36 protein-coding genes are annotated in these 21,331 nt (G+C 46.9%); 6 read left to right on the plus strand and 30 right to left on the minus strand.

The window, feature by feature from the left end; translation table 11 throughout:
• Positions 1-83 precede the first annotated feature (83 nt).
• The gene (locus IPP74_13135) at positions 84-983 is read left to right on the plus strand and encodes a hypothetical protein (GenBank protein ID MBL0320213.1); all 900 of its coding nucleotides are present in this window, start codon (positions 84-86) and stop codon (positions 981-983) included.
• Between the two features lie 30 nt (positions 984-1,013).
• On the opposite strand, the gene IPP74_13140 is transcribed toward IPP74_13135, so the two are convergent.
• From IPP74_13140 to IPP74_13210, 15 genes are all read right to left on the minus strand, one after another.
• The gene (locus IPP74_13140) at positions 1,014-1,382 is read right to left on the minus strand and encodes a DUF3310 domain-containing protein (GenBank protein ID MBL0320214.1); all 369 of its coding nucleotides are present in this window, start codon (positions 1,380-1,382) and stop codon (positions 1,014-1,016) included.
• The gene (locus tag IPP74_13145; GenBank protein ID MBL0320215.1) at positions 1,379-1,954 is read right to left on the minus strand and encodes a thymidylate synthase ThyX; all 576 of its coding nucleotides are present in this window, start codon (positions 1,952-1,954) and stop codon (positions 1,379-1,381) included. Before IPP74_13145 ends, IPP74_13140 begins: the two co-directional genes overlap by 4 nt.
• Positions 1,955-2,089: 135 nt before the next feature.
• On the minus strand, positions 2,090-2,308 hold the full coding sequence (locus tag IPP74_13150; GenBank protein MBL0320216.1) for a hypothetical protein: 219 nt from the start codon (positions 2,306-2,308) through the stop codon (positions 2,090-2,092).
• A gap of 30 nt (positions 2,309-2,338) precedes the next feature.
• Positions 2,339-2,812 carry a hypothetical protein gene (locus IPP74_13155; GenBank protein MBL0320217.1) on the minus strand — a complete coding sequence of 158 codons (474 nt, stop codon included), beginning with the start codon at positions 2,810-2,812 and terminating at the stop codon, positions 2,339-2,341.
• Between the two features lie 355 nt (positions 2,813-3,167).
• On the minus strand, positions 3,168-3,908 hold the full coding sequence (locus tag IPP74_13160; protein ID MBL0320218.1) for a hypothetical protein: 741 nt from the start codon (positions 3,906-3,908) through the stop codon (positions 3,168-3,170).
• A gap of 553 nt (positions 3,909-4,461) precedes the next feature.
• Positions 4,462-4,638, minus strand: a complete 177-nt coding sequence (locus IPP74_13165; GenBank protein MBL0320219.1) for a hypothetical protein — start codon at positions 4,636-4,638, stop codon at positions 4,462-4,464.
• A gap of 25 nt (positions 4,639-4,663) precedes the next feature.
• Positions 4,664-4,837 carry a hypothetical protein gene (locus IPP74_13170; protein ID MBL0320220.1) on the minus strand — a complete coding sequence of 58 codons (174 nt, stop codon included), beginning with the start codon at positions 4,835-4,837 and terminating at the stop codon, positions 4,664-4,666.
• Positions 4,834-5,154: a hypothetical protein gene (locus tag IPP74_13175; GenBank protein ID MBL0320221.1), complete on the minus strand. Its 321-nt coding sequence runs from the start codon at positions 5,152-5,154 to the stop codon at positions 4,834-4,836. The genes IPP74_13170 and IPP74_13175 overlap by 4 nt, the downstream gene beginning before the upstream one ends.
• A 4-nt stretch (positions 5,155-5,158) precedes the next feature.
• Positions 5,159-5,680 (minus strand): hypothetical protein, encoded by a 522-nt coding sequence (locus IPP74_13180; GenBank protein ID MBL0320222.1) that lies wholly within the window; start codon positions 5,678-5,680, stop codon positions 5,159-5,161.
• Between the two features lie 64 nt (positions 5,681-5,744).
• Positions 5,745-6,257, minus strand: coding sequence for a hypothetical protein (locus IPP74_13185; GenBank protein MBL0320223.1), 513 nt, complete (start codon positions 6,255-6,257; stop codon positions 5,745-5,747).
• A gap of 1 nt (position 6,258) precedes the next feature.
• Entirely contained in the window at positions 6,259-6,579 is a 321-nt protein-coding gene (locus tag IPP74_13190; GenBank protein MBL0320224.1) for a hypothetical protein, read from the minus strand.
• Positions 6,576-6,815 (minus strand): hypothetical protein, encoded by a 240-nt coding sequence (locus IPP74_13195; protein MBL0320225.1) that lies wholly within the window; start codon positions 6,813-6,815, stop codon positions 6,576-6,578. The genes IPP74_13190 and IPP74_13195 overlap by 4 nt, the downstream gene beginning before the upstream one ends.
• 3 nt (positions 6,816-6,818) lie before the next feature.
• Complete coding sequence (locus IPP74_13200; protein ID MBL0320226.1) at positions 6,819-7,247, minus strand: hypothetical protein; 429 nt, start codon at positions 7,245-7,247, stop codon at positions 6,819-6,821.
• The gene (locus tag IPP74_13205; GenBank protein MBL0320227.1) at positions 7,247-7,573 is read right to left on the minus strand and encodes a hypothetical protein; all 327 of its coding nucleotides are present in this window, start codon (positions 7,571-7,573) and stop codon (positions 7,247-7,249) included. Before IPP74_13205 ends, IPP74_13200 begins: the two co-directional genes overlap by 1 nt.
• Entirely contained in the window at positions 7,570-7,797 is a 228-nt protein-coding gene (locus tag IPP74_13210) for a hypothetical protein (GenBank protein ID MBL0320228.1), read from the minus strand. The genes IPP74_13205 and IPP74_13210 overlap by 4 nt, the downstream gene beginning before the upstream one ends.
• A gap of 1,044 nt (positions 7,798-8,841) precedes the next feature.
• Here IPP74_13210 and IPP74_13215 point away from each other — a divergent pair.
• Positions 8,842-9,813: a hypothetical protein gene (locus tag IPP74_13215; GenBank protein MBL0320229.1), complete on the plus strand. Its 972-nt coding sequence runs from the start codon at positions 8,842-8,844 to the stop codon at positions 9,811-9,813.
• A 516-nt stretch (positions 9,814-10,329) separates the two neighbouring features.
• On the opposite strand, the gene IPP74_13220 is transcribed toward IPP74_13215, so the two are convergent.
• The 15 genes from IPP74_13220 to IPP74_13290 all read right to left on the minus strand — a co-directional run bounded on the left by IPP74_13220 (position 10,330) and on the right by IPP74_13290 (position 17,552).
• A complete protein-coding gene (locus IPP74_13220; protein MBL0320230.1) occupies positions 10,330-10,692 on the minus strand; it encodes a hypothetical protein in 363 nt (120 codons plus the stop codon).
• A gap of 1 nt (position 10,693) precedes the next feature.
• Positions 10,694-10,930, minus strand: coding sequence for a hypothetical protein (locus tag IPP74_13225; GenBank protein MBL0320231.1), 237 nt, complete (start codon positions 10,928-10,930; stop codon positions 10,694-10,696).
• A 380-nt stretch (positions 10,931-11,310) separates the two neighbouring features.
• The gene (locus IPP74_13230; GenBank protein ID MBL0320232.1) at positions 11,311-11,592 is read right to left on the minus strand and encodes a hypothetical protein; all 282 of its coding nucleotides are present in this window, start codon (positions 11,590-11,592) and stop codon (positions 11,311-11,313) included.
• Positions 11,593-11,618: 26 nt separating this feature from the next.
• Positions 11,619-12,173 (minus strand): hypothetical protein, encoded by a 555-nt coding sequence (locus IPP74_13235; protein ID MBL0320233.1) that lies wholly within the window; start codon positions 12,171-12,173, stop codon positions 11,619-11,621.
• An 821-nt stretch (positions 12,174-12,994) separates the two neighbouring features.
• Positions 12,995-13,258, minus strand: coding sequence for a hypothetical protein (locus IPP74_13240; GenBank protein MBL0320234.1), 264 nt, complete (start codon positions 13,256-13,258; stop codon positions 12,995-12,997).
• A gap of 136 nt (positions 13,259-13,394) precedes the next feature.
• Positions 13,395-13,601 carry a hypothetical protein gene (locus tag IPP74_13245; GenBank protein ID MBL0320235.1) on the minus strand — a complete coding sequence of 69 codons (207 nt, stop codon included), beginning with the start codon at positions 13,599-13,601 and terminating at the stop codon, positions 13,395-13,397.
• The gene (locus tag IPP74_13250) at positions 13,598-13,840 is read right to left on the minus strand and encodes a hypothetical protein (GenBank protein MBL0320236.1); all 243 of its coding nucleotides are present in this window, start codon (positions 13,838-13,840) and stop codon (positions 13,598-13,600) included. The genes IPP74_13245 and IPP74_13250 overlap by 4 nt, the downstream gene beginning before the upstream one ends.
• A gap of 193 nt (positions 13,841-14,033) precedes the next feature.
• Positions 14,034-14,381, minus strand: coding sequence for a hypothetical protein (locus tag IPP74_13255; GenBank protein MBL0320237.1), 348 nt, complete (start codon positions 14,379-14,381; stop codon positions 14,034-14,036).
• A gap of 362 nt (positions 14,382-14,743) precedes the next feature.
• Positions 14,744-15,169 (minus strand): M15 family metallopeptidase, encoded by a 426-nt coding sequence (locus IPP74_13260; GenBank protein MBL0320238.1) that lies wholly within the window; start codon positions 15,167-15,169, stop codon positions 14,744-14,746.
• Complete coding sequence (locus IPP74_13265; GenBank protein ID MBL0320239.1) at positions 15,166-15,381, minus strand: hypothetical protein; 216 nt, start codon at positions 15,379-15,381, stop codon at positions 15,166-15,168. Before IPP74_13265 ends, IPP74_13260 begins: the two co-directional genes overlap by 4 nt.
• 70 nt (positions 15,382-15,451) lie before the next feature.
• Complete coding sequence (locus IPP74_13270; protein ID MBL0320240.1) at positions 15,452-15,811, minus strand: hypothetical protein; 360 nt, start codon at positions 15,809-15,811, stop codon at positions 15,452-15,454.
• A gap of 193 nt (positions 15,812-16,004) precedes the next feature.
• Positions 16,005-16,256, minus strand: coding sequence for a hypothetical protein (locus IPP74_13275; protein ID MBL0320241.1), 252 nt, complete (start codon positions 16,254-16,256; stop codon positions 16,005-16,007).
• Positions 16,213-16,632: a hypothetical protein gene (locus IPP74_13280; GenBank protein ID MBL0320242.1), complete on the minus strand. Its 420-nt coding sequence runs from the start codon at positions 16,630-16,632 to the stop codon at positions 16,213-16,215. Before IPP74_13280 ends, IPP74_13275 begins: the two co-directional genes overlap by 44 nt.
• A 63-nt stretch (positions 16,633-16,695) precedes the next feature.
• Positions 16,696-17,190, minus strand: coding sequence for a DUF1353 domain-containing protein (locus IPP74_13285; protein MBL0320243.1), 495 nt, complete (start codon positions 17,188-17,190; stop codon positions 16,696-16,698).
• Positions 17,187-17,552 (minus strand): hypothetical protein, encoded by a 366-nt coding sequence (locus tag IPP74_13290; GenBank protein ID MBL0320244.1) that lies wholly within the window; start codon positions 17,550-17,552, stop codon positions 17,187-17,189. The genes IPP74_13285 and IPP74_13290 overlap by 4 nt, the downstream gene beginning before the upstream one ends.
• Before the next feature lie 54 nt (positions 17,553-17,606).
• On the opposite strand from IPP74_13290, the gene IPP74_13295 reads away from it, so the two are divergent.
• The 4 genes from IPP74_13295 to IPP74_13310 all read left to right on the plus strand — a co-directional run bounded on the left by IPP74_13295 (position 17,607) and on the right by IPP74_13310 (position 21,294).
• Entirely contained in the window at positions 17,607-18,329 is a 723-nt protein-coding gene (locus tag IPP74_13295; protein ID MBL0320245.1) for a hypothetical protein, read from the plus strand.
• Between the two features lie 64 nt (positions 18,330-18,393).
• Entirely contained in the window at positions 18,394-19,824 is a 1,431-nt protein-coding gene (locus IPP74_13300; GenBank protein MBL0320246.1) for a terminase, read from the plus strand.
• 11 nt (positions 19,825-19,835) lie between these two features.
• A complete protein-coding gene (locus IPP74_13305; protein ID MBL0320247.1) occupies positions 19,836-20,897 on the plus strand; it encodes a DUF4055 domain-containing protein in 1,062 nt (353 codons plus the stop codon).
• A complete protein-coding gene (locus IPP74_13310) occupies positions 20,794-21,294 on the plus strand; it encodes a DUF4055 domain-containing protein (GenBank protein ID MBL0320248.1) in 501 nt (166 codons plus the stop codon). Before IPP74_13305 ends, IPP74_13310 begins: the two co-directional genes overlap by 104 nt.
• Positions 21,295-21,331: the final 37 nt, after the last annotated feature.

The raw sequence follows: 21,331 nt of genomic DNA on the forward strand, positions 1-21,331 counted from the left end.
TGGGTGAGTTTGCCGAGACAATTGCACCGCTTTGCGGAAGTAACCTAAGCTCTGCTGACAGTATGCTAAAGCGTGCGCTGCTTATGCTTTACAGTTCGTCAGGTGCAGACGGTACTTTGCAGTCAATGGCCTACTCGGATGCAGACAAAACCACCGACGAAGTTAAGTCACCAGCCTTGACAATGTTGGCTGAGACTGCACCGGAAAAGTATTTTGCAGCCTTGTCAGAAGAACAGATTGACAACGGTTTGCTTCCAAGATTCTTGACTATTGACTATCGCGGTATGCGCCCACCAGCAAACCCAAATAGCGGCATGAAAATGCCACAGGAAATGAAGAACTGGTTGGTTGAACTTGCATCAATTTGCTTATCCCAATCGCAGCGCGGTGGACCGATCCAAGTACAAATGGACCCGGAAGCCGCCGAAATCCTACGCAAAGGCGGCGACTTTGACACAAACTGCGACAACCTAATTAATAACGGCGACAACAGCGAAAGACAACTATGGAATCGTGCTCACCTTAAAGCAATAAGGTTGGCAGGTCTTGTCGCTGCTGTAACATATCCTCATCAACCAGTAGTAACAAAAGAGTTTGCGGCTTGGGCTGTGGAACTCGTAACAAGGGACATTAAAGCTATGCTCAAGAGATTTGAAGAAGGTGTTGGAGAAGGTGACGCGAAACAGCTTGCCGACCTGCGTAAGGCTTTGTGGCAGTACAAGGAATCCAGCCCTGAGAAGGTCATGGAGTCCTATGGCATTAAGGAAGCGGCTGTACGCTCTGGCCTTGTGCCTTACGTCTACCTGCAACGCAAGCTGGCTGGCATCACCAGTTTCCGCAAGGATCGAGCAGGTAGCAGCGTTGCAATTAACAGGTCTTTGGCCACATTGATTGCAACTGGGGAAATTGTCGAAGCGTCAAGGGAAAAGGCGCTATCTCTAGGTTACTCAGGTAAGCTATACATTTGTAACTTTGGAGACTAAGAAAAAGGCCGGGAGATCCGGCCTTTACTTTTACATCGAATCTGTTTGCAAAGCCCAAGCTCCAGCCTGTAAAGCTGGTTTTGGTAGTTCCGGTTTTAGTTCGTGAGCATTCACACCCAAAAACGGACCACCTTTCTTGCGGTCGCTTTGCCAGGACCAGCAACTGTGAATTGCGCGGTGAATGTAGTTCTGAGCCTTGGCCAATTCCTTTTCAGCGTTGTCCTTTTCCCCGCAACGCATCATGTACTTGTTGGCCTGAGCAAGGTTGAAGTTACGTTTGACAATCGCGTGTAGCTCAGGCGGAATATCGTTGCAAATGATTGTTTCTTGAACCTCGATTGGTTCAACTCCACGGCCTTCAATCTTGCGATAGTGTTCGTCGTGTACGTTGGTGGTCATTGTTTTCTCCAACCAGCCATAGCGCGGTATTGCGCCAAATCGCGCTGGAACTTAGGGGTGTTGTCGAAGTTTTCGTTGCACTTGGTCATTTCAGGACAAAAGCCGCGATAGATGCACTCAGGCACCATGACCGCAGCAACATCTTCATCAAGTGTGGCCACAGATTGTTTTACGCCAAGCCACTCCCTACGGGTTTCAGGGTGAGCATTAAAGCAAAGTCGCTTCCTGGACACCGTGATTAGCGACTGTGGGTTAAGGTCCATCGAATGTTCGACGCTTGCGCTTTGCGGCTTGTCGTCTCTGGAAACGCCTGTACGGTCGTCGCGTTGGGTTGTTACGAAATGCTCAACACCAATCTTGTGCCGGACAAAGTGAACCGAGATCCAGGATTTCAGCCTTAGCTTTACACCAAAACCAAGTACACGGATTGGGGAATGTTCGGCAAGCAAGATTGCTCTGCGAAACTTGCGTGTTACTTCCTTGGAAGCGTCCTGGTCAGGCTTGTTTACTGTGGATCGAGCAAGGTTCAAAACCCTTAGCCAAGATCCATCCATCCATTTGTCGATAACCATTTTGCTCTTTCTGGATAAAAGAAAACCCCAAGGGGGTCGAATCCCTTGGGGCTGGTCCCACACTAGACACCAACTCTCCTAAAAGGTTTGCGGGTCAGTGGCTTTTGTGTAGGGCCGGATTACACGGCAGGAGCGTCAGCCTTGGGCTTGCGAGGAGCGCGGGGCTTCGGGGTGTCGTTCCATGTCAGGGTGTAGCCCACAAGCTGACCCGTCGTTCAGGACATCGTCCAAAGGGGTTTCGTCGGGAGCGCCAACGGCCTTCTTGAGCAGTCCACCAATCTGCTCGGCGGTAATGTTGACGTGCTTGCGAACGGACTTGGTGACTTCCTTGGTGACTTCGATCTTCGTGCTCATGATGTTCTCGTTTCTCGTTTGGGTTTGTGCTTAGGCGATTTCGCCGTTGCGGTCGATGCGAACTCCAACCATGTAGGAAGGAACGTTGCTGGCAGGATACTCGCTTGCAACAGTGTTGTGCAAGCGGGTTTCAAGTTCAAATGCCTTATTCTCGGCTGAGATTCGGCGCTTTCGTTCGTAGTCCAGGTCGCGGATCAAAGCGTTTGCACGCTTGTGACCAGCTTCAAATTCCTTGATGAAATTGTCACGCTGGTCCAGAGCTTGTTTCAGGTTGCTTGCTTCGTTAGCCAACTGCGTGCGAAGGTTTGCGATGGTTGTGTTTGCTTCTTCTGCCGAACCCTTGAACAGATTGCGTTCGGAGTGCAACGTCTTTGTTGCGTTGTTCAACTCTGTGGCAAGCTCTTTGTAATGCTCACAGGTGTTTTTGAGACTTGCATTTTCCTTCTCCGCTGCGATCAGTCGGGTGGTAAGTTCTTTGGTTGTAAGACCCTTGTAGCTCGACATAGTGTTTGCCCTCACTTGTTTCTGTAGACTAAGTTACAGTGTTATTTCCTAAAAGTCAAGCCCTCTTTGACTTTACTTCTTTGGAATCTTTTATTCGTACTTGGCCACTTTCCAGTAGACACCAGTACGCTCGTACTCACGGTCCCGCAGATCGTTGATTTCTTTGCTGGTTGACCTTACGGAGTTGTCTAGGGCGATTTCACGCCCATTGGATAGAGTTCTGGTCAGTCGCCAAGGTCCGTCCATCTGGAGCTTCGCACGGCACTGTACAGCCGCTTGATCTTCCTGGCTACCGTACTTGGCAATGTACTCTTCCTGTGTCTTCCATTCTGAATTGCTCATGGTCGAAATATACTCAGTACTTTCCACCAAAGTTCTTATTTGTCATACCCATTGGTATAATCGAGTTGGGCGGAACCACACCAGCATAGACCAAAACCGATAGGATCTTGGCACAATTGTAAAGTTGGTTCATGCTCATCTTGGAATGGTCGTCAGCTTCAATCAGTCGCCAAGCCCACTCGCAAAGTTCCACGGCTGGCAGTCCCCAGGGTGCCATAGGAATTTGGTCCGGTGCGTGGTAGATGATAGCGCGGCCACCAGGGTTCTTCTTGGCGTGCTTCCTGGACACCTTAGAAGGTGCTTGCTCTAGCACAGGACGGCTCTTGGCGGTCAGGTCAGGCTTCTCCAGGGGTTTCGGCGCGGCTGGCTTGATGGTGCTTGGGAGCAAGGCTACGCCTGGGATGTCGAAGGCCGGACCTTCATAGGCTGTAGCCTTGGGAGTCTCGAAGACTTTGGCTGCTGTGATGGGCTTTTCTGTGGCCACAGAAGCGAACTCAGGTCGCCAAGCGGCGTTTGCATTAAGCAACCCAACGGCACATTCTTTGTCCATTCCAGTTACAATAAGGAATGATTCAAAAAGCGCGTTACCAAACGCAATTTCGTATTGAGATTGCTTGACAGTTTTTGCAGCAGCGGCCTTGTCGTGAGCTTCCGAGATCATGTACTCGGCTTTTTTAGAGCATTGGTTGTTAACCATCTTCATTGTAGACACAACAAGCATTGCTGAGTTGTCTTCATCCCAATCAAGCATCATTTAGCCTTAATGTAAAGGTGTTTGGACTCTTCGCGTTTACGCCTTATTACCAACAGACGAGCTATAGACGGGCAAGCCACAATAAGCAACGGTATTGCTGAAACAACTACACCAACAATAGCACAAGTCAATAGCATTTCATCCACTAGTCTTTTTCCTTAAAGACATGATGGCAGTGCTGACAGTAAACATGACCGTCACGCGAACGGGTGTATTCATGGCCAAGAAAGCCACAAATCTTTACGGCAATATATACAATCAAGTTGTCAATCCAGTTTACCATTTGAAACATCCTCTGTGTTTTTTCAAATTTCTAACAAAACGGGACAAGTCGCAATGGTTTTCACCAACAGGATTGTCCCAAGTCACCCTGGTTAGTATTGGTTTGTAAGTTGTGCTATCTGCATTGAAACAGGCCGAATCTTCTGTCTCAACAAGAGAGTAAAACATATCTGTAAAAACCTCACAATTTGGTTTCTGAGGTTCTGTGTAGGTAACGTCGCAGCTTGTTAGAAAAGCTGTTAGTAAAAGCATTAGCAATAGCTTTTTCATTTTAGTTGTCATCTTTCTTCCAACAACCCCTACAACCGTTACAAGGATCGTCAGAGCTAGTGGTTAAGTCGTTAAAGGTTAAGGCTTCACACTCTTTGCAGTCGGTGGCAGTGGTGTCCAGCTTGTAGCTCTTGCCATCGGCTGTCATTGTGTCGCCACTGATAGAGCATTCGGTCATCGGCTCACCGCGATAGTAACCAAAACTATAGCTCATAGGCTTCACCTTTCATAAGCTCCAACTCAAGTTCCGCAATGTACTTATCCTTGCACGTTGGACATTGGCCGTTTTCTATGTCGCAATCTGCCGTTTCATAATAACCAAAATGGTCAAATGTTTGTAAGGCAAATTTCTTTCCACAGTATTGTTTTACGATCATCCTAAAACCACCACTTCTTTTGCTTCCAGGTACTGAGCTAAGAGCTTTTCAGACTTCTCAAGCAAGTGCCTGTAGTGTGCCAAAGCGTGTTCGTCAAGCAGGATTCTACGGTCGGTGTCGAACTTCTCGCAGTAAATCTTAATCAATTTACGTTGAGCAAGGATCAAAAGCTCCAAGGCTGGTAGCGCAAGGTTTCCAGACTCACCATGGCAAATAAGCATTTGCACATGACAAGGCTCCGGCTCGATGATATGGAAGTAGCTCTTGCCGACTTGTGCAACAAGGTCTGCTGTGACTTCGATGTGTATGTAACGCACAGCCTTAAACCTTATCAACAAAGTTTGGGGTAGTGGCGTTTTCGCGAAGCCAATTTGCTTGCGCCGCCCACGCCGACTCCGCCGCCCACGCCGACTCCGCCGCCGACCACGCCGACTCCGCCGCCGACTCCGCCGCCGACCGCGCCGCCGACCACGCGGCCGACTCCGCCGACCACGCGGCCGACTCCGCCGACCACGCGGCCGACCACGCCGCTAACAGTTCTTGGTCGGTTACAGTTCCTTCCAACCATCCGCGACGAGCTTCAATAGCCTGTTTTGGCCTGTGGTCTTCTAGATAGACCTTGTACCAGTTCACCAAGCTCTGTTCTGCACACCAGCAAGCGAACAACCAAAGCGTGCGATCATCCAAGACTCCTGGGCGGGTGTAGACCCAAATAGCCCAATCTGGACGAGCGGTAGCCACAACTTCTGCAAGCGTGGTGCATTCCTTGGAAGCCCAAGTAAAACCTTCGTAGCAAGCCGAGTTTTCTTTGAGCCAGTTGATTGCGGTTTGGTTGAGCTTCATGGTAAGTCTTTCTTGTTAGCGGTTAGCGACTAAGAACTAAGTTACAGTCGTTAGCGTTAGAAGTCTACTTCTTTTTCAACTTTCTTTTGGCTCGGTTCTTAGCCACAGTTTTAGGGTTAGGCTTGCAGGATGTTGGAGCTTCACCTTTAGCAGGTTGGAAGCTGTGTGGTTTGTAGGTTTTCTTAGGCTTTGGTGTTAAAGGCCATTCGTTTTCAATAATACTTAGGAAAGCATCCGTTTGCATTTGTGTTTTGCCAGGACTCAGACCAGGAAGCATTGCGTATCGGTGCAGGTCTGCAATGTGGTCTTCGGCTTTGAACTTTCCGTATCTGGAGTTTTGCAAAAGGTGTATTGAATCCAGATCAATAATTTCCTTAGTTTCCCAGGCTTCCAAAACTTTCCTAAATACTTCCGTTTGTTGATCGGACTTACCTGGACCGCGATGCATTCGCAGAACGCTTAGACCTGGAACTAGTAGAACCTTTTGAAGTTCCTCCATTGACAAGAAGCGAACAACTTTGCATTCAGCTTCTAAGCCGTCTGGTCCTAGCTCGAAGTCTTGGTACTCCTTGCTCATCTTACTTGTTCCTGAAAATTAGAATGGTTTTCTCAGCAACAAGAGCTTGACCGATGAACAAGCCTGTAAGACAAGAGAACTTCTTGCCAGAAGCCTTAGCCCAACGCTCTTGTGTGCGCTGCCTGACTTGACGTTCTTCAAGCTCTGTGGCCACAGATACTGCAATCACATCGCCAACGGACATTGCTTCCATTAGCTTGCGGGTGTTGCTCTGTGCGTTTGTATTTGGACCAACAGCCCCAGGCTTGCGACCACGCTTCTTTGGTGCTGGCTTTTCATCAACACCAAACAAAGTCTGTTTGTACTTAGCTTCGCGGCTCATTCGCTAACCATTGGGCAAGGCATTTCAGGCAACTTGACAACATCCATGTTGCCAAGCTCGGTTACTGCTTCGATCAGTTCTTGGCGTTTGGCTTCAAGCGTTGTGATTGCAATGCTGTGACAGTAAGTGTTGTTGTCTGGGATTGGTTGACATTCCAAAGTCTTGATACTATGCTGCAAATCCGAAATCATCCGTTCGAGCTTCTTGGTTCGGTCGTATGCTTCTGACATTTTCATTGGTTAGTTCTCCACTTTAGGAAGTTCAATCACAAGCCAGCGCGGATCTTTCAAGTTGATCGAGCCGTAAGGCATTTGGCGGAAGCCCAAATAAGGCAAAACCTTTTCAAGACATGGACAACCTTCGTTGGAGTTTTCACATGGGCGCAAGTTGTTGCACAAGTCACCCATGCCACAGCGCGGAACTTCTTGACTGGAAGGCTTAACCCACAAGGTTTTGGCATAAGGTTTAACCTCTTTAACATTCACACCTTCGTCACGGTTAGCCTTAGTCAACAAGACAGAGAGTTTAGCATCAACCAAACCTGGGTGATTGCACTTCTGACAGTGCTTGTTCTTTGGGCTTGTGTAACCCTGCGGGTAGCCATCATGGTAGTGGCCACATTCAGGACACATGAGAATGTCATCGGTAACACCTGCTGCTAGGCACATTACTTAACCTCCACTGCTTGATTTTTAACACAACCGAAATATCGACGGATGCCACTCATTCCGCCAAGCACGTCACTAACCTTATCGACATGGCAAGTACCGTTAGTGCTTAACCATTCGATCTTAGCAAGTCGTGGCGCAGATCCATCGCCACAGGTAGAAGTACTGTCAACGTACTCAGCAACAACGCGCTTGGTAGTACGGCACCATGTACCCAGGCCACCGTTACGCTCGTCCTTCAAGCTGTAAGGGTTGACAGGTTCGGTGTCCACCAGACAGCCGCTTAGTGTGGCCACAAGGACGAGCAGGGTGAGTAGGTGTTTCATTGCTTGGACTCCTCTTCCAACAGTTCAATCTCGTCAGCAAAGACGTTCCAGCCGTTGCCAGAAGGTACAACACCGTTGCAATTGTGCGAGTCCCCAAACTCCTGGTCAAGCTCAACCTGGATGCCCAAAAAGCCTTTGGAAAAGCCGCGAATGGTTCCGGTGTAGTCACAAGCGGGAAGGTCGTAAGCCTTCACCTTAACACGTTGGCCAATTGCAAAAGTCATAGTCAACTCCTTTAGTTTTTCTCGGTCTTTGTAGCCAGAACAAGTGTGGTTGCAGACAGTAATTCTCTTGCCAGACTCTTCTTCGTTGCCACACTGACCAAAGATATTGGATCTATCCTGAGTCATGCCCAAGAAGTTCCACCAGTAGCAGCCGTGGCAAATGTCTTTGTTTGTGTTAGTCATGTACCTAAGATATAGCAGCTAACGACAAACAGCAACAAGTTTCTGCACCAACGCTAAAATAGTTCTGTAGCCACAGATTAACAGCTAGGTAAAGCGCACTAAGGGCTAAGAGTGTGGACAAGTGTAGTGAGTATGAAAGGTCGGGAATGTTGATAGTGATTCCGGGAATTTCATAGTTTGAGACAAAGTTGCTAAACGAAAAAGTGAACTATTTTTGGGCTGCCATTATACTTTCTTCATACGTATGAAGCTGGGGGAGGGTTTGAAATTTTCCGAAGGGTATGAAATTTCCGGAAGAGTATGAAAAAAGTCTACCAAAATTTCATAGCTGCGATTCTGGCGAAATTTCGACGGTATGAAAAAAGTACCCCTGAAGTTTCATACAAGTATGATTCCGGACCTTTTATACTTGTATAAAGTATGACGAGTATAAGGGGACCCCCTCGACGGGAAAAGTTCTGGCGACCTTTCATACTCTAGGGGGGTGTGTCCCCCGGTATATTTCATACTTAAAAGGGGGGTGATGCAAAAAAGTAATCAACATTCCTACCTTTTATACTTTAAATCTATCAACAGTCTACTTTTCATACTCATAAATCTTGTCCTTATCCTTAGTTCTTATGTATTATATATGTATGTATAAAGTATAACTATAGACGCAAGCAATTTTTGTTAATAAGAAGCACTATACGCTAAGGCTTAATCTTAGTGCTTGTTGATAGGGGTTATGTTCCTAGGATAAGAGCCGTTCTGACTTTAGGTAGGGGGTGCTTTCCTAGGGTGTAAGCCGTTCTAACTTTTCGAGCCTGGGGACTGTTTCCTAGGTTGCCAGCCGTTCTAATTGTGGCTACATTCTATTACATGACAAGAATCAATGTTCGCACTAAAGGCGCTGTTGGTGAACGTGAAGCCGCTGCGATCTTGCAAAAGGTTGTCGACGAGGTTTTCACTTCCTGTGGCCACGAACCACCTAAGCTGAGGCGCAATGTTGAACAAGCGCAAGTCGGTGGTGAAGACTTGGTAGGCTTGCCGTGGTACTCGTTTGAGATCAAGCGGGTTGAGCGAATTGACCTCGACAAGTGGTGGCAGCAAACGTTGACGCAAGCGGCACGCAAACCGCCGTTAGCGTCGATGGCATTGGCGCAACGCTTCGGCGGCTGGAAGTCGCTGGCTGCTGGCTCGGCTAAGGTCGGCACGGGTGCCTTGGGTGAGGCGGTCGGCTCGGTGCCTGGGGCTGGCTGTGGGGCGGCTGGGGCCGGGCGGGTGGAGGTCGGCTCGGCTGGGTCGCATGAGGCTGCTGTACGGCCTGTGGCAGGGCAAGGTGTGGGTGTGGATAGGCCAGCTTGGGCACTGCCAAGGCTGGACGAGGCGATGCAGGGCACAATTGAGCAGTGTTCGTTTGTGCGCGGATCGGTGGCACCTTCCCAGGCAATACCGTTGCCGATATGGGCTAGTGCTAGGACGTTGGAGCTAGTTCCTAGTGCTAACGGTGGTCCGGTTGGTAGTTTGGGCTCTGTAGGTGGTCCCTTGCCTGTTGCTTGCGTTGGTGGACTGGGGGAGGGACAAGGAAAGCCAGTTTCTAGCCCTTTGGAGGGTGGATCACCCCTTGTGGCCACATTGACTAGGTCGGAAGGTCCGAACGCCGAAAAACCCCTTCCTATGGCTAGGGAAGGGGTTTTGATCTGGAGACAGAACTCTAGATCGTGGCAAGTTAGGTTTTTAGGCACTTTGGTTTCCCACAACGGCACAAGGCTCGCATCCGTTGTGGATGCGAGCCTAGAGAGTTGGCTAAAACTGTTTAGGGAAGATCTAAGGGCTAGGCTTCGCACATAAGAGTTTCGAGCCTACATCTAGGACAATTACTAGAGACGTTAGGTTTAGGAATAGGCTTGAAAGTTACAGTCCTAGTATTATGTCCACATTGAAAGGTGGTTATGTTGACATATTCACATAAACCAGATTGATAGTTTAGAACCTGTTTTTCTGTTTTTATCTTATTCATTGATTTTAAATCCTTCATAGTAATTTTCACCAAGACTCCTGTTTAGTGGTAAGGGACTAGCTTCTATAAATAGGTAAAACACGCCTTTTATGAGACGTGTTTTAACAATGATTTGAGATTTATTTAGTAATCAATCAAAGATACCGAAAATTCCAGTTTTCTACCTTCGTCGTTAACTGTTATTTTCGGCAAAATTCCCCGAACTAAATACCAACGCGAATTAAAAAGAATGTAAATCTTTCCATTTTCTTCGCTAAATTCGCATCTAATCGAACGAAAACAGAATTTTTCTTCAAACTTGTTTTGTGAGTAGGAATGTACTAAGTAATAAGGATATTTGTTAGACATTACATTACCTCAATTTCTAAGGTTTCTGGATTGTGCCAAAGGTCACATTCTCCAAACGTCTTAGATGCTTTTGTTAAAATGTCGCCAATTTCACCCAAGCCGCGATCCCAAAAACCAGCACCGTGCCAGTTTCGAGTTAGCCAAAAATCATGCGCGAATTGTTCAGGCGTTCCACCTTCATTTTCGTAATCTTCCAAGGTTTTCGCGTGTTCTGTTTGGCAATACTCGACAAACTTGTCCAGATCTTCCTTCATTTTGGTTTCTGCACTATCGGAGAATTGATAGGAGTCTAAAGGCTCGCCGTTTTCGTCTGTGCTGGACCAAGCTGCACACGTTAGATAGTCGTCATAGCTTGCGTACATATCATCCTCCGAAAGTTACGAAAAGAATAGTGCAAGATCCGTAAGGCTTAAAAGAAATCATATCGCCGGATTTGCTTGTAACTCCCTGCGTTCCGGAAAGCTGCATTTCTTTCTTTGCACGCCTTAGAATCATCCTTTTTGTGGCATTTTCAGGCATTTCTACAGTTGATCTTTTCACCCAACTATAGTTAGCCTCGCCGGAAAATGTATCGGTGTATTCGATGTTAATTTGCATCATGCTTTCCTTCCACGTTTTACAATAATGTTAGGATTGTATCCGTCATGATTGATTAGAGACTTTTCAACCTCTTCTACAGTGTAATCTGTAAAGAAAACTGTATCAATCAATTTTCCGTTTAAGTAAACATTATATCCAAAGGTTTTATTAAACATTAGAAACCTACCCCGAAACCTTTGGAGTTGTAATACAGTTTCCGATTAAATACCTTGGTTTGTAGTTTGGATTCAATGCGAAAAATGCAGGTGATTTTCCAGCTAACATATCACAAACCGTCCTTAGGTTTTCTAAATACGGTACGTTATTCAAATCGCAACCAATTCTAGATTTCCAAGGTATAAGATGATGCCTTATGTTTATTTTGTGGTCGATTTTCATTTTTAAGCCTTTCGAGATTGTTCAAAATGCATTCCAGCGCGAAATTGTTGGATTCTATCGTAAGTTTCGCGCTTGGTTTGGAATCCGCTTGTAATGTCGCGACATCCTCCGCCATTGTTGCAAGTTTGAACAAGTTTTGTTCCTCCATAAGCAAAATCAATATGAAAGTTTCCCGGATTGCATTTTCCAGTTTCCTTATTGAAATAGTCAACAGGATTTCCAGTCTCCTCGTTCAAGATTTGAGCGAGATTTTTCAAGTCTTTTTCTGTAATTCTACGGTTCATTGTCTTATTCCTTATGATTGTGTGGATTACAGGTTTTCGTACAGATCAAAATAGTATTGATCGTTACGAGTAGGGAAATTTTCTTGGGCAGCTTGGAAAGCATCTTCACTGGAATAGAACCCCCAGCAGGAGTCTATTTCGTTTCCATCCTTGTCCCCAGTAACAAAACCCACACATTCACCTTCCAACCATTGACGGTAGGTTTTTGCTACCGAGTCGACATATTGTTGGGCGGAAAGTGTAGAACCTTCCTTAGTCCATTCCTTGACGTTTACAACAATTTCTAACCAAGTACGATCGTGTGTAGGTATTTGCGACCTTGCAAAATGCTTTTTTACAATAGCTTCGCGATGGGATTCTAACTTTTCATCATCCGGGAAATCTTGGTGAACATCGGTCGCTAAATACTGTAAATGATCTGATTCTGTTCTACCTGTTGAAATTGCACTACGGTATTCATTCCTACCATATTGATACAGTTTGCATACCTCGTCACAAGATTCTAAAGGGCTATAACAATCTGTATCCGCATACAGTTTAACAATGAAATCCCCAAAGGTTTTTGAGTCTAGTACTTCCATCTTATCACCCCTTTACCCAATAGTGTAAAGCAAAGAACGTAATTACAGTAGGAGCTACGATGTAGGTAGCTAGTGCATGTATGTAGATTGTAGTGTCCATGATTCAGTTTTCCGACCAGCAAGAGCCGTAAGCATTTTGGTAGCAAGTGGAAAGGCTTTCCGCCTTATGCACTTCCCTTGTAACAACCTGCACAAGTGCAGTGCTAACAGGAGCAACAAACTTGCTAACACGCTCCATGTTAGGACGTGTAACAGGTGCAGTGACAATCAAGAGAGCTAGTGTGAGAGAGTCAATCATTTTGTTTCTCCAAGTCTAGTGTTGGTGGCCAGTTGCTTTCTCTTCTATAAATATACACTATCCACTAGCGCTAGTCAATAGATGTGACGAAAATAAATGCGATAATGCAAAATAGTTTGGCGCTTGTGCATAGATCTTATGCACAAAGTATTAACACAATGTGGATAAGGGTAATACCCCTAATCATATATGGTAGGTAGGGAGTGGGTGCTCGAAGTAAAATTATAGAAAAGAAACGGAATTTCATACTTTCCAAAATTATAGAAAGACCTTTTAACTTCATACTCTATAAGCCTTAACACTTACCCACTATGACTTAGTGCCTATCCCCAAAAAGAAAAGCCAACCCTAGCTTCATACTCTACCTACTATCCTGGATACGAAAAAGCGGCCCAAGGTAAACCCTGAACCGCTCTTGCGTGTACCACAGTCTCTTTCCCATTCCCAATTGCATTCCGTTGTTGGTTCCCCGTTGAGTTTCCTAACCAACAATCTGTGGCCACGACTTCTACAGCAATGTAGTTTAATCGTGCTCGATGCTACCGTCTGGTCCAAGCCGCTTGTTCAACCGATCAAGAGTTATGGACACCAGCCCAACAACTTCAAAGTGGTTGCCTTCGCTTGCCCAAGTATAACTGTGGCCAGTGGACTTGTCATCATTCTCCAAAGCGAAGGACGCTGTAATCACAACAGCACTAGCACCAAGTTCAATCAGTTCTTCACGAACTCTTGCAATCTTGGCCACAAGCGTTTTCTGCTCGTCTTCGTCTAATCTTGTTGCGATCATTTCAAGACCCAATAGCCGAACGTAAGCCAGCAAGCCAGGGCGATGCCTACAAGCAACGGCGAAGCTCCACAGTCAACAGCCCTTGCGTAGCAAATGCCAGCGCAAGCCGAGCCTGACAAAACCATGATTTTTCTGTTCATACTTCTTCAAACCATTCGGCAATTTTTTCATTGTCATCGCCCCAAACCTCATAAACAACCTCACCGAACGTATCCGGTGTCAGGCCAATGGTGGTTTGTGCAAAGCTGGAGTCCCTTGTTGTTTTGGTTGCTGCTGGTGTAAAGATTGTACCAGCCGGGATTATCAAATCTTTCTTAAGCCTTACGGCTTTAGTCTTGCTCATACTTTCCTGAATCCTTGCAGCTTGAGTTTCAATTCCAGATCGGTTGTCGCACCTGCTTTAGACGTGTGCCAGCCGCTGTACTGGATTCCAGCGTAGCAAGGGATGTTGCCACCACCAATTGCATTCTGCAACCTGAAAGGCTTTTGGAACGCCTGAGCACAAAACATCCCAGGCATTTCCTTAGACTCCAAGAACCTGACATCGACGTTGTTTGGATCTTCACCAGCGATTGTGCTCAAGGTTAACCCCATACGTTGACGAACACCCAACTGGAGCCGTCTGCTAAAAGGAATGGAAAGATCTTGTCTGGTTGGTAAGATACACACTTGCTAATGTGTGGCCACAACCTTTTGTACTTGTACTTAGACTCATGGCCTACAACCAGTTTCCCAACTGCATATTGCGGATACGCTGAGAACCTAGTCAAGACCATTACTTGCTCTCAACCAACTTGGTTTCAAGCTCCGCAATCTTACTTTTCAAATCTCGGATTGTTTGGCAAACCTTGCTGGTGTACGCAATCCGCTGCCCTGAATGGCGATCAATCCCACGCACAGTACCGCACGGCCATTCGTCGCGGTCGCCAAGCTCAGGGAACCAGTCGTGAAATTTGCCGCCATCCATCCCGCACCCAGGGCACAGGTCTTTGATTGGTTTTCCTGGCATTACAAAACCTGTGACGCGATGATTAGAAGCAAGCCGATCAAGACCAGACCGATTTGCAAAGCTGTTATGGCTACCCTGCTCATGGCTTAAACTCCACCGAGTTAGTTGTGTCACACTTAGCAGTATCTGAGCAACCGCAAACAACAGTTTGAACTTTGGTTGTTTTTCTTAGGACTGTGTTTTCGTTAACTGTGTTGATAGTAAGTCCTAGCAAAATTAAACACCCTGCTAGAATTGCTACCAAAAAGAGTTCATCCTTGCTCATCGCAAATACCGCTTGAACTCAAGCACACGCCGACCGTTCTGGCACTTCTTAGCCTTCTGGCCACAGCCGCAAGGACATAGGCCGTTGCGCTCCGTTTGCTTGATGGCTTTGACACCAGCCGCACGCTGTTCCGCAGTCATGGTCGGTTTGGTGGTCGGTTCGATCCTGGTGCCGAGCTTGGTAGCAAGATCTTGTGCGGTAGGTTCGGTGTTCACAGTGTCAGTCCTTTTGGATGTTGTTCGAGAAGGGAGCCAAGTGTCAGGTGTTCGGTGTATTGGAAGTGTGGACGGTCTTTCTTCTTGCGCCAATCCCCACCCCATTCAAGCCCAAGGTCGCGGCCAATTTTGCCGATCTTTCCCCAAACCAAATCATCATCCCAAACAGCTTTGCCTTTGACCACTGGAACAACGTCGAAAGCACGCTGCCAGTTGTGCCAGGACTCGCCAGCTTCGGCCCAAGTGACAATCTCGCCAATTTGTGTACGGCCTTGCGCGTACAGCTTGGTTTGAGCTTCAAAGTCGCTGTACGTCCTGGTGACGATCAAGTCAATACTAGCTTCACCACACAAGCGTACAAGTTCCAAAGCAAGGTCCTCAACCTGTGGCAACAGATCGCTTGTCTTCCTGCTGGTAATCATTTCTTGAAAGCCTTTGGAACTCGGAGTTGTACCCAACCCCCGTTGGTTGTTTCAGTTGCTTTGACGTATCCGACCAAGTGTTTAGCCTTCATCTCGTCAAGCACTGTTCTTACGTCATAGAAGTTAAGCTCAGAATCTTGTAATTCCAAGCGAATTTTTATGCGTTGGAAGATTTTTATTGCCGAAGGTCCGTCATGGCCAATAACTGCCAAGATTTCCTTTTCAAGATCTAAGCCCTTCTTAGGCTCAGACTTAGGCTTGTTCTGTGGCGTGACTTCAAACTTACCTCAACTCTTTCAACAAATTAAGACTTGTTTTCTCGGTAGCTTTGCAAACAGGTAAAGCTACCCACGTTTCAAAAGTAGTCTTCCAGTCTAGCTTACGCTCAGGATGTGCAGCCCTGGTCCTGACAATCTCTGCGGTACCTTCCGGTTCCCACTTGCGCTGTTCCGTAAGCTCGTACACCATCCCGTTCATGTTCGGTGCGTGTGACCGCTTGACGGTACCTACAAAGAGCAATCCATCAAGGATGTTCTGTAGGTCTGGAACTTTAACACCTGCAACGTGCAAACGCAGCCGGATGCCTTCAACCGTTGTTGCATCACCGCTGTTGATCGCGGTTAGGACTAAAGCGGTTGTCATGTTTTTATACCGTCTGTAGCAGCCTTTAGCTTGATTTTCAAATCCTCAATCTTTTTTTCCAACTCCCAAATGTCTTTGTTGGTGTTAGGGCAATAAAACCACCCAGTTCCTTCTACGCACAGCTTTCCGTTTTTATTGCTAGTTTTAGTTTCTTCGGTACACCTTGACGCTTTACGACAAGAATTGCAAAAGTTCATGGCTTCTTCACCGAGATAACAACACCTTCTTCCCGTAGTGCTTTGATGAAGTTTCCAGCCATGATCGCCATGTTGCAATCAGTCTCTGCATGGCTAAGTGCCAAAATAACTCTAGACTCAAGGTCCAGGTTTTCGGTTAGGATTTGGCCATCGCTAACGTACTCTTCCTTCTTGGATTCCATTTCTTCAATTGTGGCCACAGCTTCACTGTAGCCCAACGAAGCGGTCAGCATTGTCGGTTTTGTCATCGGAATCAACCCCTTTGTTGTCGGTTTGTTCGTATCGTTTGGTTAATCGTTTCTCAAGTAAGCGAACTTGCAAAATTCCGTGATGCTTGCAGAACTCGCCAAGCACAAGGTTTTCATTGCTTACAAGAACTTCAACCAAGCCAAGTTCTTCAAGCTCAAAAATTGCGTTTAGCACCGCATAGCGGTGCTTAGGGCTTGGCTCGTTGGCGTAGTCTGCGTTCCAGCTAAACACCCGAATCCGGCACTGTTCATAAGTCATCCAACCATAGCGGCGAAGACCAAGCATGATTGCAAATTCAGGATCTTTAACAACTGCACGTTGTTCACACTTCGTACCAAAAGCGTGCTCTGCAATCTGTGGTGTTTCTTCGCGCAACTGGAAGCCCTCCCTTGTGCTAAAGGGAAGTTAAGTATAAACCTACAGTCTGGCAAGAAACTTTTACGCTAAGAAAATCTTTTTCTGGTTCCAGCGATCAGTTGCTTCAACCATTGCTTGCAGATCGTCAGACGCTTCTTCGGCAGATCCGTCGTTCCAAGCGCCTTTACCGCCAACGCGAACGCCACTGAAAAGAAGGTTTGCGCGAAAGCGCGAAGCTCCAGAATCTACAGCGGCGTCAAACAGGATTTGGTCGGCCATAGCACGCGCATCGCCTTCGTCCTGGTCCGGTAAGGAAAAGCGGGTGCCGTAGAGCAAGTCATGGGGAAAGGCACCCCAGACACCTTGGCCGAACGGCGACAGGATAGGCCACAGTGGGCGCGGGATCGAGAGTAGGTCTGTCTGGTACCCTGCTGGGACCGCAATGTCCAGGGGTGCCCATTTGCCGTATCCAGGCCACAGGTACACGAAGTCGGCAACCAGGATAAAGGGGTACTTTGGTCGCCCTGGGGGAAGCTCAACTCTTGGCCGTCCGAGTGGGAATCTGTCGAGGTTCACTGTTCATCCTCGCTACGCCAAGCCAGGGGTGATGTTGCTGGGCGAATTTTATCTTTGGCAGGTGTTGGTTCTTTGTCAGGCTTAACCGCAAGTTCTAGTAGCGGTGCGTTTGCGCTTCTGCGATCTTCACAAGTCTTTTCCAGAACTAACAATCTCGTGTCCTGGACAGCGTTCGTCTCTCTTGTGGCCACAGTGCTTGTCAATTGCCAAACCGCAATTGGTAGCAGCAAAGCGTTCATAACCCCCATGAACAAAACACCCGCTTTGATGATGCCTTTTGATTCCGAAATTGTTTCCTGTACTCCATCCATCTTGGTTTCCAGGGTGGATAGGCGGTCGGTAAGTTCGGTGTGCTGGTCCATGTCGGAAAAGATACAGGCCAAGTCGGGTATAAACTCCCGTGGTATATTAAGGGCATGAATTTACAGACTCCGGCTTGGGCGGTCGGGGCCGAAAAGCCCAAAACACCGCTCAAAAATCCATTTGAGACACCGCTTGCCTTGAAAACCCAAAGCTCCGCTAAGGGTGCAAAGGATGTTGTTGCGGTCAACGACGATGATGTAATAGAGCCTGTTGAAGTAACAGACGAAATTAGAGTCTTATCGGCAGATCAACATTTGGGGCCAAGAGACTTCATAATGTTGTCTTCAATCTCCATCTTAGGGCAAATGCCTAAAGAGGAGCGTGTTTTACGGACAACCTTTGTTCGTGAATACCTTTACGATTTTGACGCTGTTGAAGCTAGTACAAGGCTTGGATACCTTAACGTAAAGACACCTTATGAAAGGTGGTCCCCTGCTGAGAAGGTTGCGCGGGTGCTTATGGGCGAACCTGCTGTAAAGCGTTTGATTAAAGAATGTATGTTGGAGCTTATCAACCAGGAAGACTCTGACAAAGTTGTTTTCACTATGCTTTTGCGTGAAGCAACAAACTGTGGACCTTCGGGTAATGCTGCGGCAAGAAACACCGCAACTAAGCAATTGATGGATTTGTTATTGCGTGCTAAGGATAACCGTAACCAAGGTGAGGTTGTTCGCGGTAACGTGATGGTAATGCCAAGTGCAATTGAAAGTGAAACTGATTGGGAAAAACGCGCAAAGGCTTCGCAAAAAGAACTAAAGGATAGCATTGGTGCTTGACGTTACACCTAACGTAGGCGAAATTGTCAACGGTTATCGCGTTGTATGGAAGCCGCTTCCTGGTATGCAAGAGTTGGCGTTAACCTGTCCTGCTAACGAATTGCTTTTGGAAGGCACTCGCGGCCCTGGCAAGTCCGAAATTCAGTTAGCTTGTTTCCGCAAACACGTTGGTCAAGGCTACGGATCGCATTGGCGCGGTGTCATTTTTGACCGTGCTTACAAGAATCTTGACGACTTGATAACCAAATCCAAGCGTTACTTTGGCTCTTTGAACGATGGTGCGGAATGGAAAGCAAGTAACAAGGATTACAAGTGGGTTTGGCCTACTGGTGAAGAACTGCTGTTTCGACAGCTAAGAACCAAAGACGAATACTCTAACTTCCACGGTCAAGAGTATCCTTTTATTGGCTGGAACGAACTTACAAAGTATCCTGACAATTCGCTTTACGAAGATATGCTTTCTTGCAACCGTTCTTCGTTCTTGCCACCTGTCGGTAGTGGTATTCCAGAAATGCCTTTGCGGGTGGTTTCTACCACAAACCCGCTAGGCCCTGGACATAACTGGGTCAAGACTAAGTTCATTGATCCTGTGGCCCCAGGCGAGTTGCAGGTAATTTGGCGCGAAGTGTTTAACCCTAGAACCAAAAAACGTGAGCAAATTAAGCGCACAATCTGTAGCCTTTTCTGCTCTTACAAAGAGAACATTTACCTAGCTCCAGAGTATATTGCTTACCTAGAAAGCATTAAAGACGAAAACAAGCGCCGTGCTTGGCTGCTTGGCGACTGGTCAATTACATCCGGTGGTGCGCTTGACGATGTTTGGACATCGGCTAACACGGTTCCAAGGTTTGTAATCCCGTCAAATTGGCGCGTAGATAGGTCTTTTGACTGGGGATCTTCACATCCATTCAGCGTTGGTTGGTGGGCAGAAGCAAACGGCGAGGAAGTTACGCTTCAAAATGGCCAGAAATGGGCACCTGTAAAAGGATCTTTGTTCCGTATTTATGAGTTGTACGGTGCAGAAAACTTAGAAGCTGGTGTTAATACTGGACTTCGTTTGCCACCTAGCCGCATTGCTGATGAAATAATCCTTATTGAAAAGAAGCTGAAAGAGCTTGGCTGGATCAATAGCAAAGTGCAACCTGGACCTGCGGATAACCAAATTGACAATGTTGTCCTTCCAGGAACGCCAACTATAGCCACAGAATTTGCTAGTAAAGGGATTCGTTGGACTAAATCTGATAAGAGTAAAGGATCTCGCAAGATTGGTCTTGAAGTTACGCGCCAAATGGTTGACAACGCAAAGACTGGTGAAGCGCCTGCTTTGTACGTTATGAGCAATTGTAAGGCTGCTTTGAAGCTACTTCCGACCATTCCGAGGGATGAAGATGACTTGGACGATGTAGATACCAACAGTCCTGACCATATTTATGATGAAACCCGTTATAGGGTTCTTGCCGCTTCGTTCCGGCCAGGGGTCTTGGCTGTTTCATAACCGAGGTTGATATGTCCGTCACAGGCTCCGCATACTCTTCACAGCATCCTGACTATACCAAAAACTTGCAAAAGTGGAGTCTTATCAAAGATGTTTTGGAAGGCGAGATTGCTGTCAAGTTTAGAAAGCAATTATACCTTCCTTTAGAAAATACCGAACGTGACAAAAAGCGTTACGACGAACGGTACAAAGTCTACATCCAAAGGGCCAAGCTCTACAACGCAACTGCACGAACTCTTGCGGGTTTTGTTGGTCAGGTTTTCAACAAACAACCTGCTCAGGAATTTCCTGCCGAGTTGAGCTATTTGAAGGACGATCCTACAGGTACTGGTGCTAACCTTGAGCAGTTTGCAAAAGGCATTACTGGTGACGTGGTTTCGTTTGGCCGCTGCGGTATCTGGATTGACTTTCCAAAATTTGAAAAAGGCTATTCCGTTAAGGATGTAACTGACGGGGTTGCGCGGCCAACCTTGAAGCGTTACAACGCTGTTGATGTTGTCAACTGGAGAACAATCCAGCGTGGTGCAAGAACACTGCTTTCGCTGGTTGTCTTGCGCGAACAAGTTTTGGTCGATAGCAACGATGAATTTGTTGCAGAATACCGATACCAATATCGCGTGCTTCGCTTGCGTAATAACATCTACACAGTTCAAGTATACAGAGATTGGGAAAGTGTTGAATCTCCTGCTACAACTCCGCTAAACCATAAAGGCGAACCTTTCGACGAAATTCCTTTTGTCTTCATTGGCATTAAGGAAAATGATTCAACTGTTGATGATGCTCCCATGTATGACATGGCGTCTTTGAATATCTCGCACTATGTTAACAGTGCTGACTATGAAGAAGCCTGTTTCATGGTTGGCCAGCCTATGCTTTGGTACGCTGGCATAGATAAAGGTTTTGCTGACGACTTTTTGCCGGACGGTGTTCGCGTTGGTTCGCGTGGTGGATTGCCTCTTCCTCCTGGTGGTGCTGCTGGCTTACTGCAAGCGCAATCAAACGGCATGGTCAAAGAAGCGATGGACCAAAAAAGAAGCTCAAATGATTGCTTTGGGTGCTCGTATTATCCGTGAATCTGGTGTTGCTAAGACCGCCACCGAAGTCACAGGCGATAAAGTTACAGAAGTTTCGACGCTTGCCGCCGCTGCTCGTAACACTTCTGCTGGATTGCGTAAAGCATTTGAATTTGCTCAGAAATTTGCTGGCACAAACGCTGAAATCAAATTCGAGCTTGCCACTGACTTCGACATGACAACCATGACTTCCCAAATGCTGCTTGCAATTGTGGCAACATGGCAAGCCGGATTGATGGTTTCCGAGGATGTTCATGATGTGTTTACCCGTGCCGGGTTTACCAACTTGACATTCGAGCAAGCCAAAAAGAATGGAATGTTGGAGAAGCCGCCCGAACCACCTGTGGCCACAGGAAGTCCAGCCGCACGATCCGACAACCAAGCAAGCAAAACCTGACAAACTTCCGTGTAAATTGATTGAACCTAGAGGGGGT

It is taken from the genome of Alphaproteobacteria bacterium, from assembly GCA_016722515.1.
In the GTDB taxonomy this organism is placed as follows: domain Bacteria; phylum Pseudomonadota; class Alphaproteobacteria; order Rickettsiales; family JADKJE01; genus JADKJE01.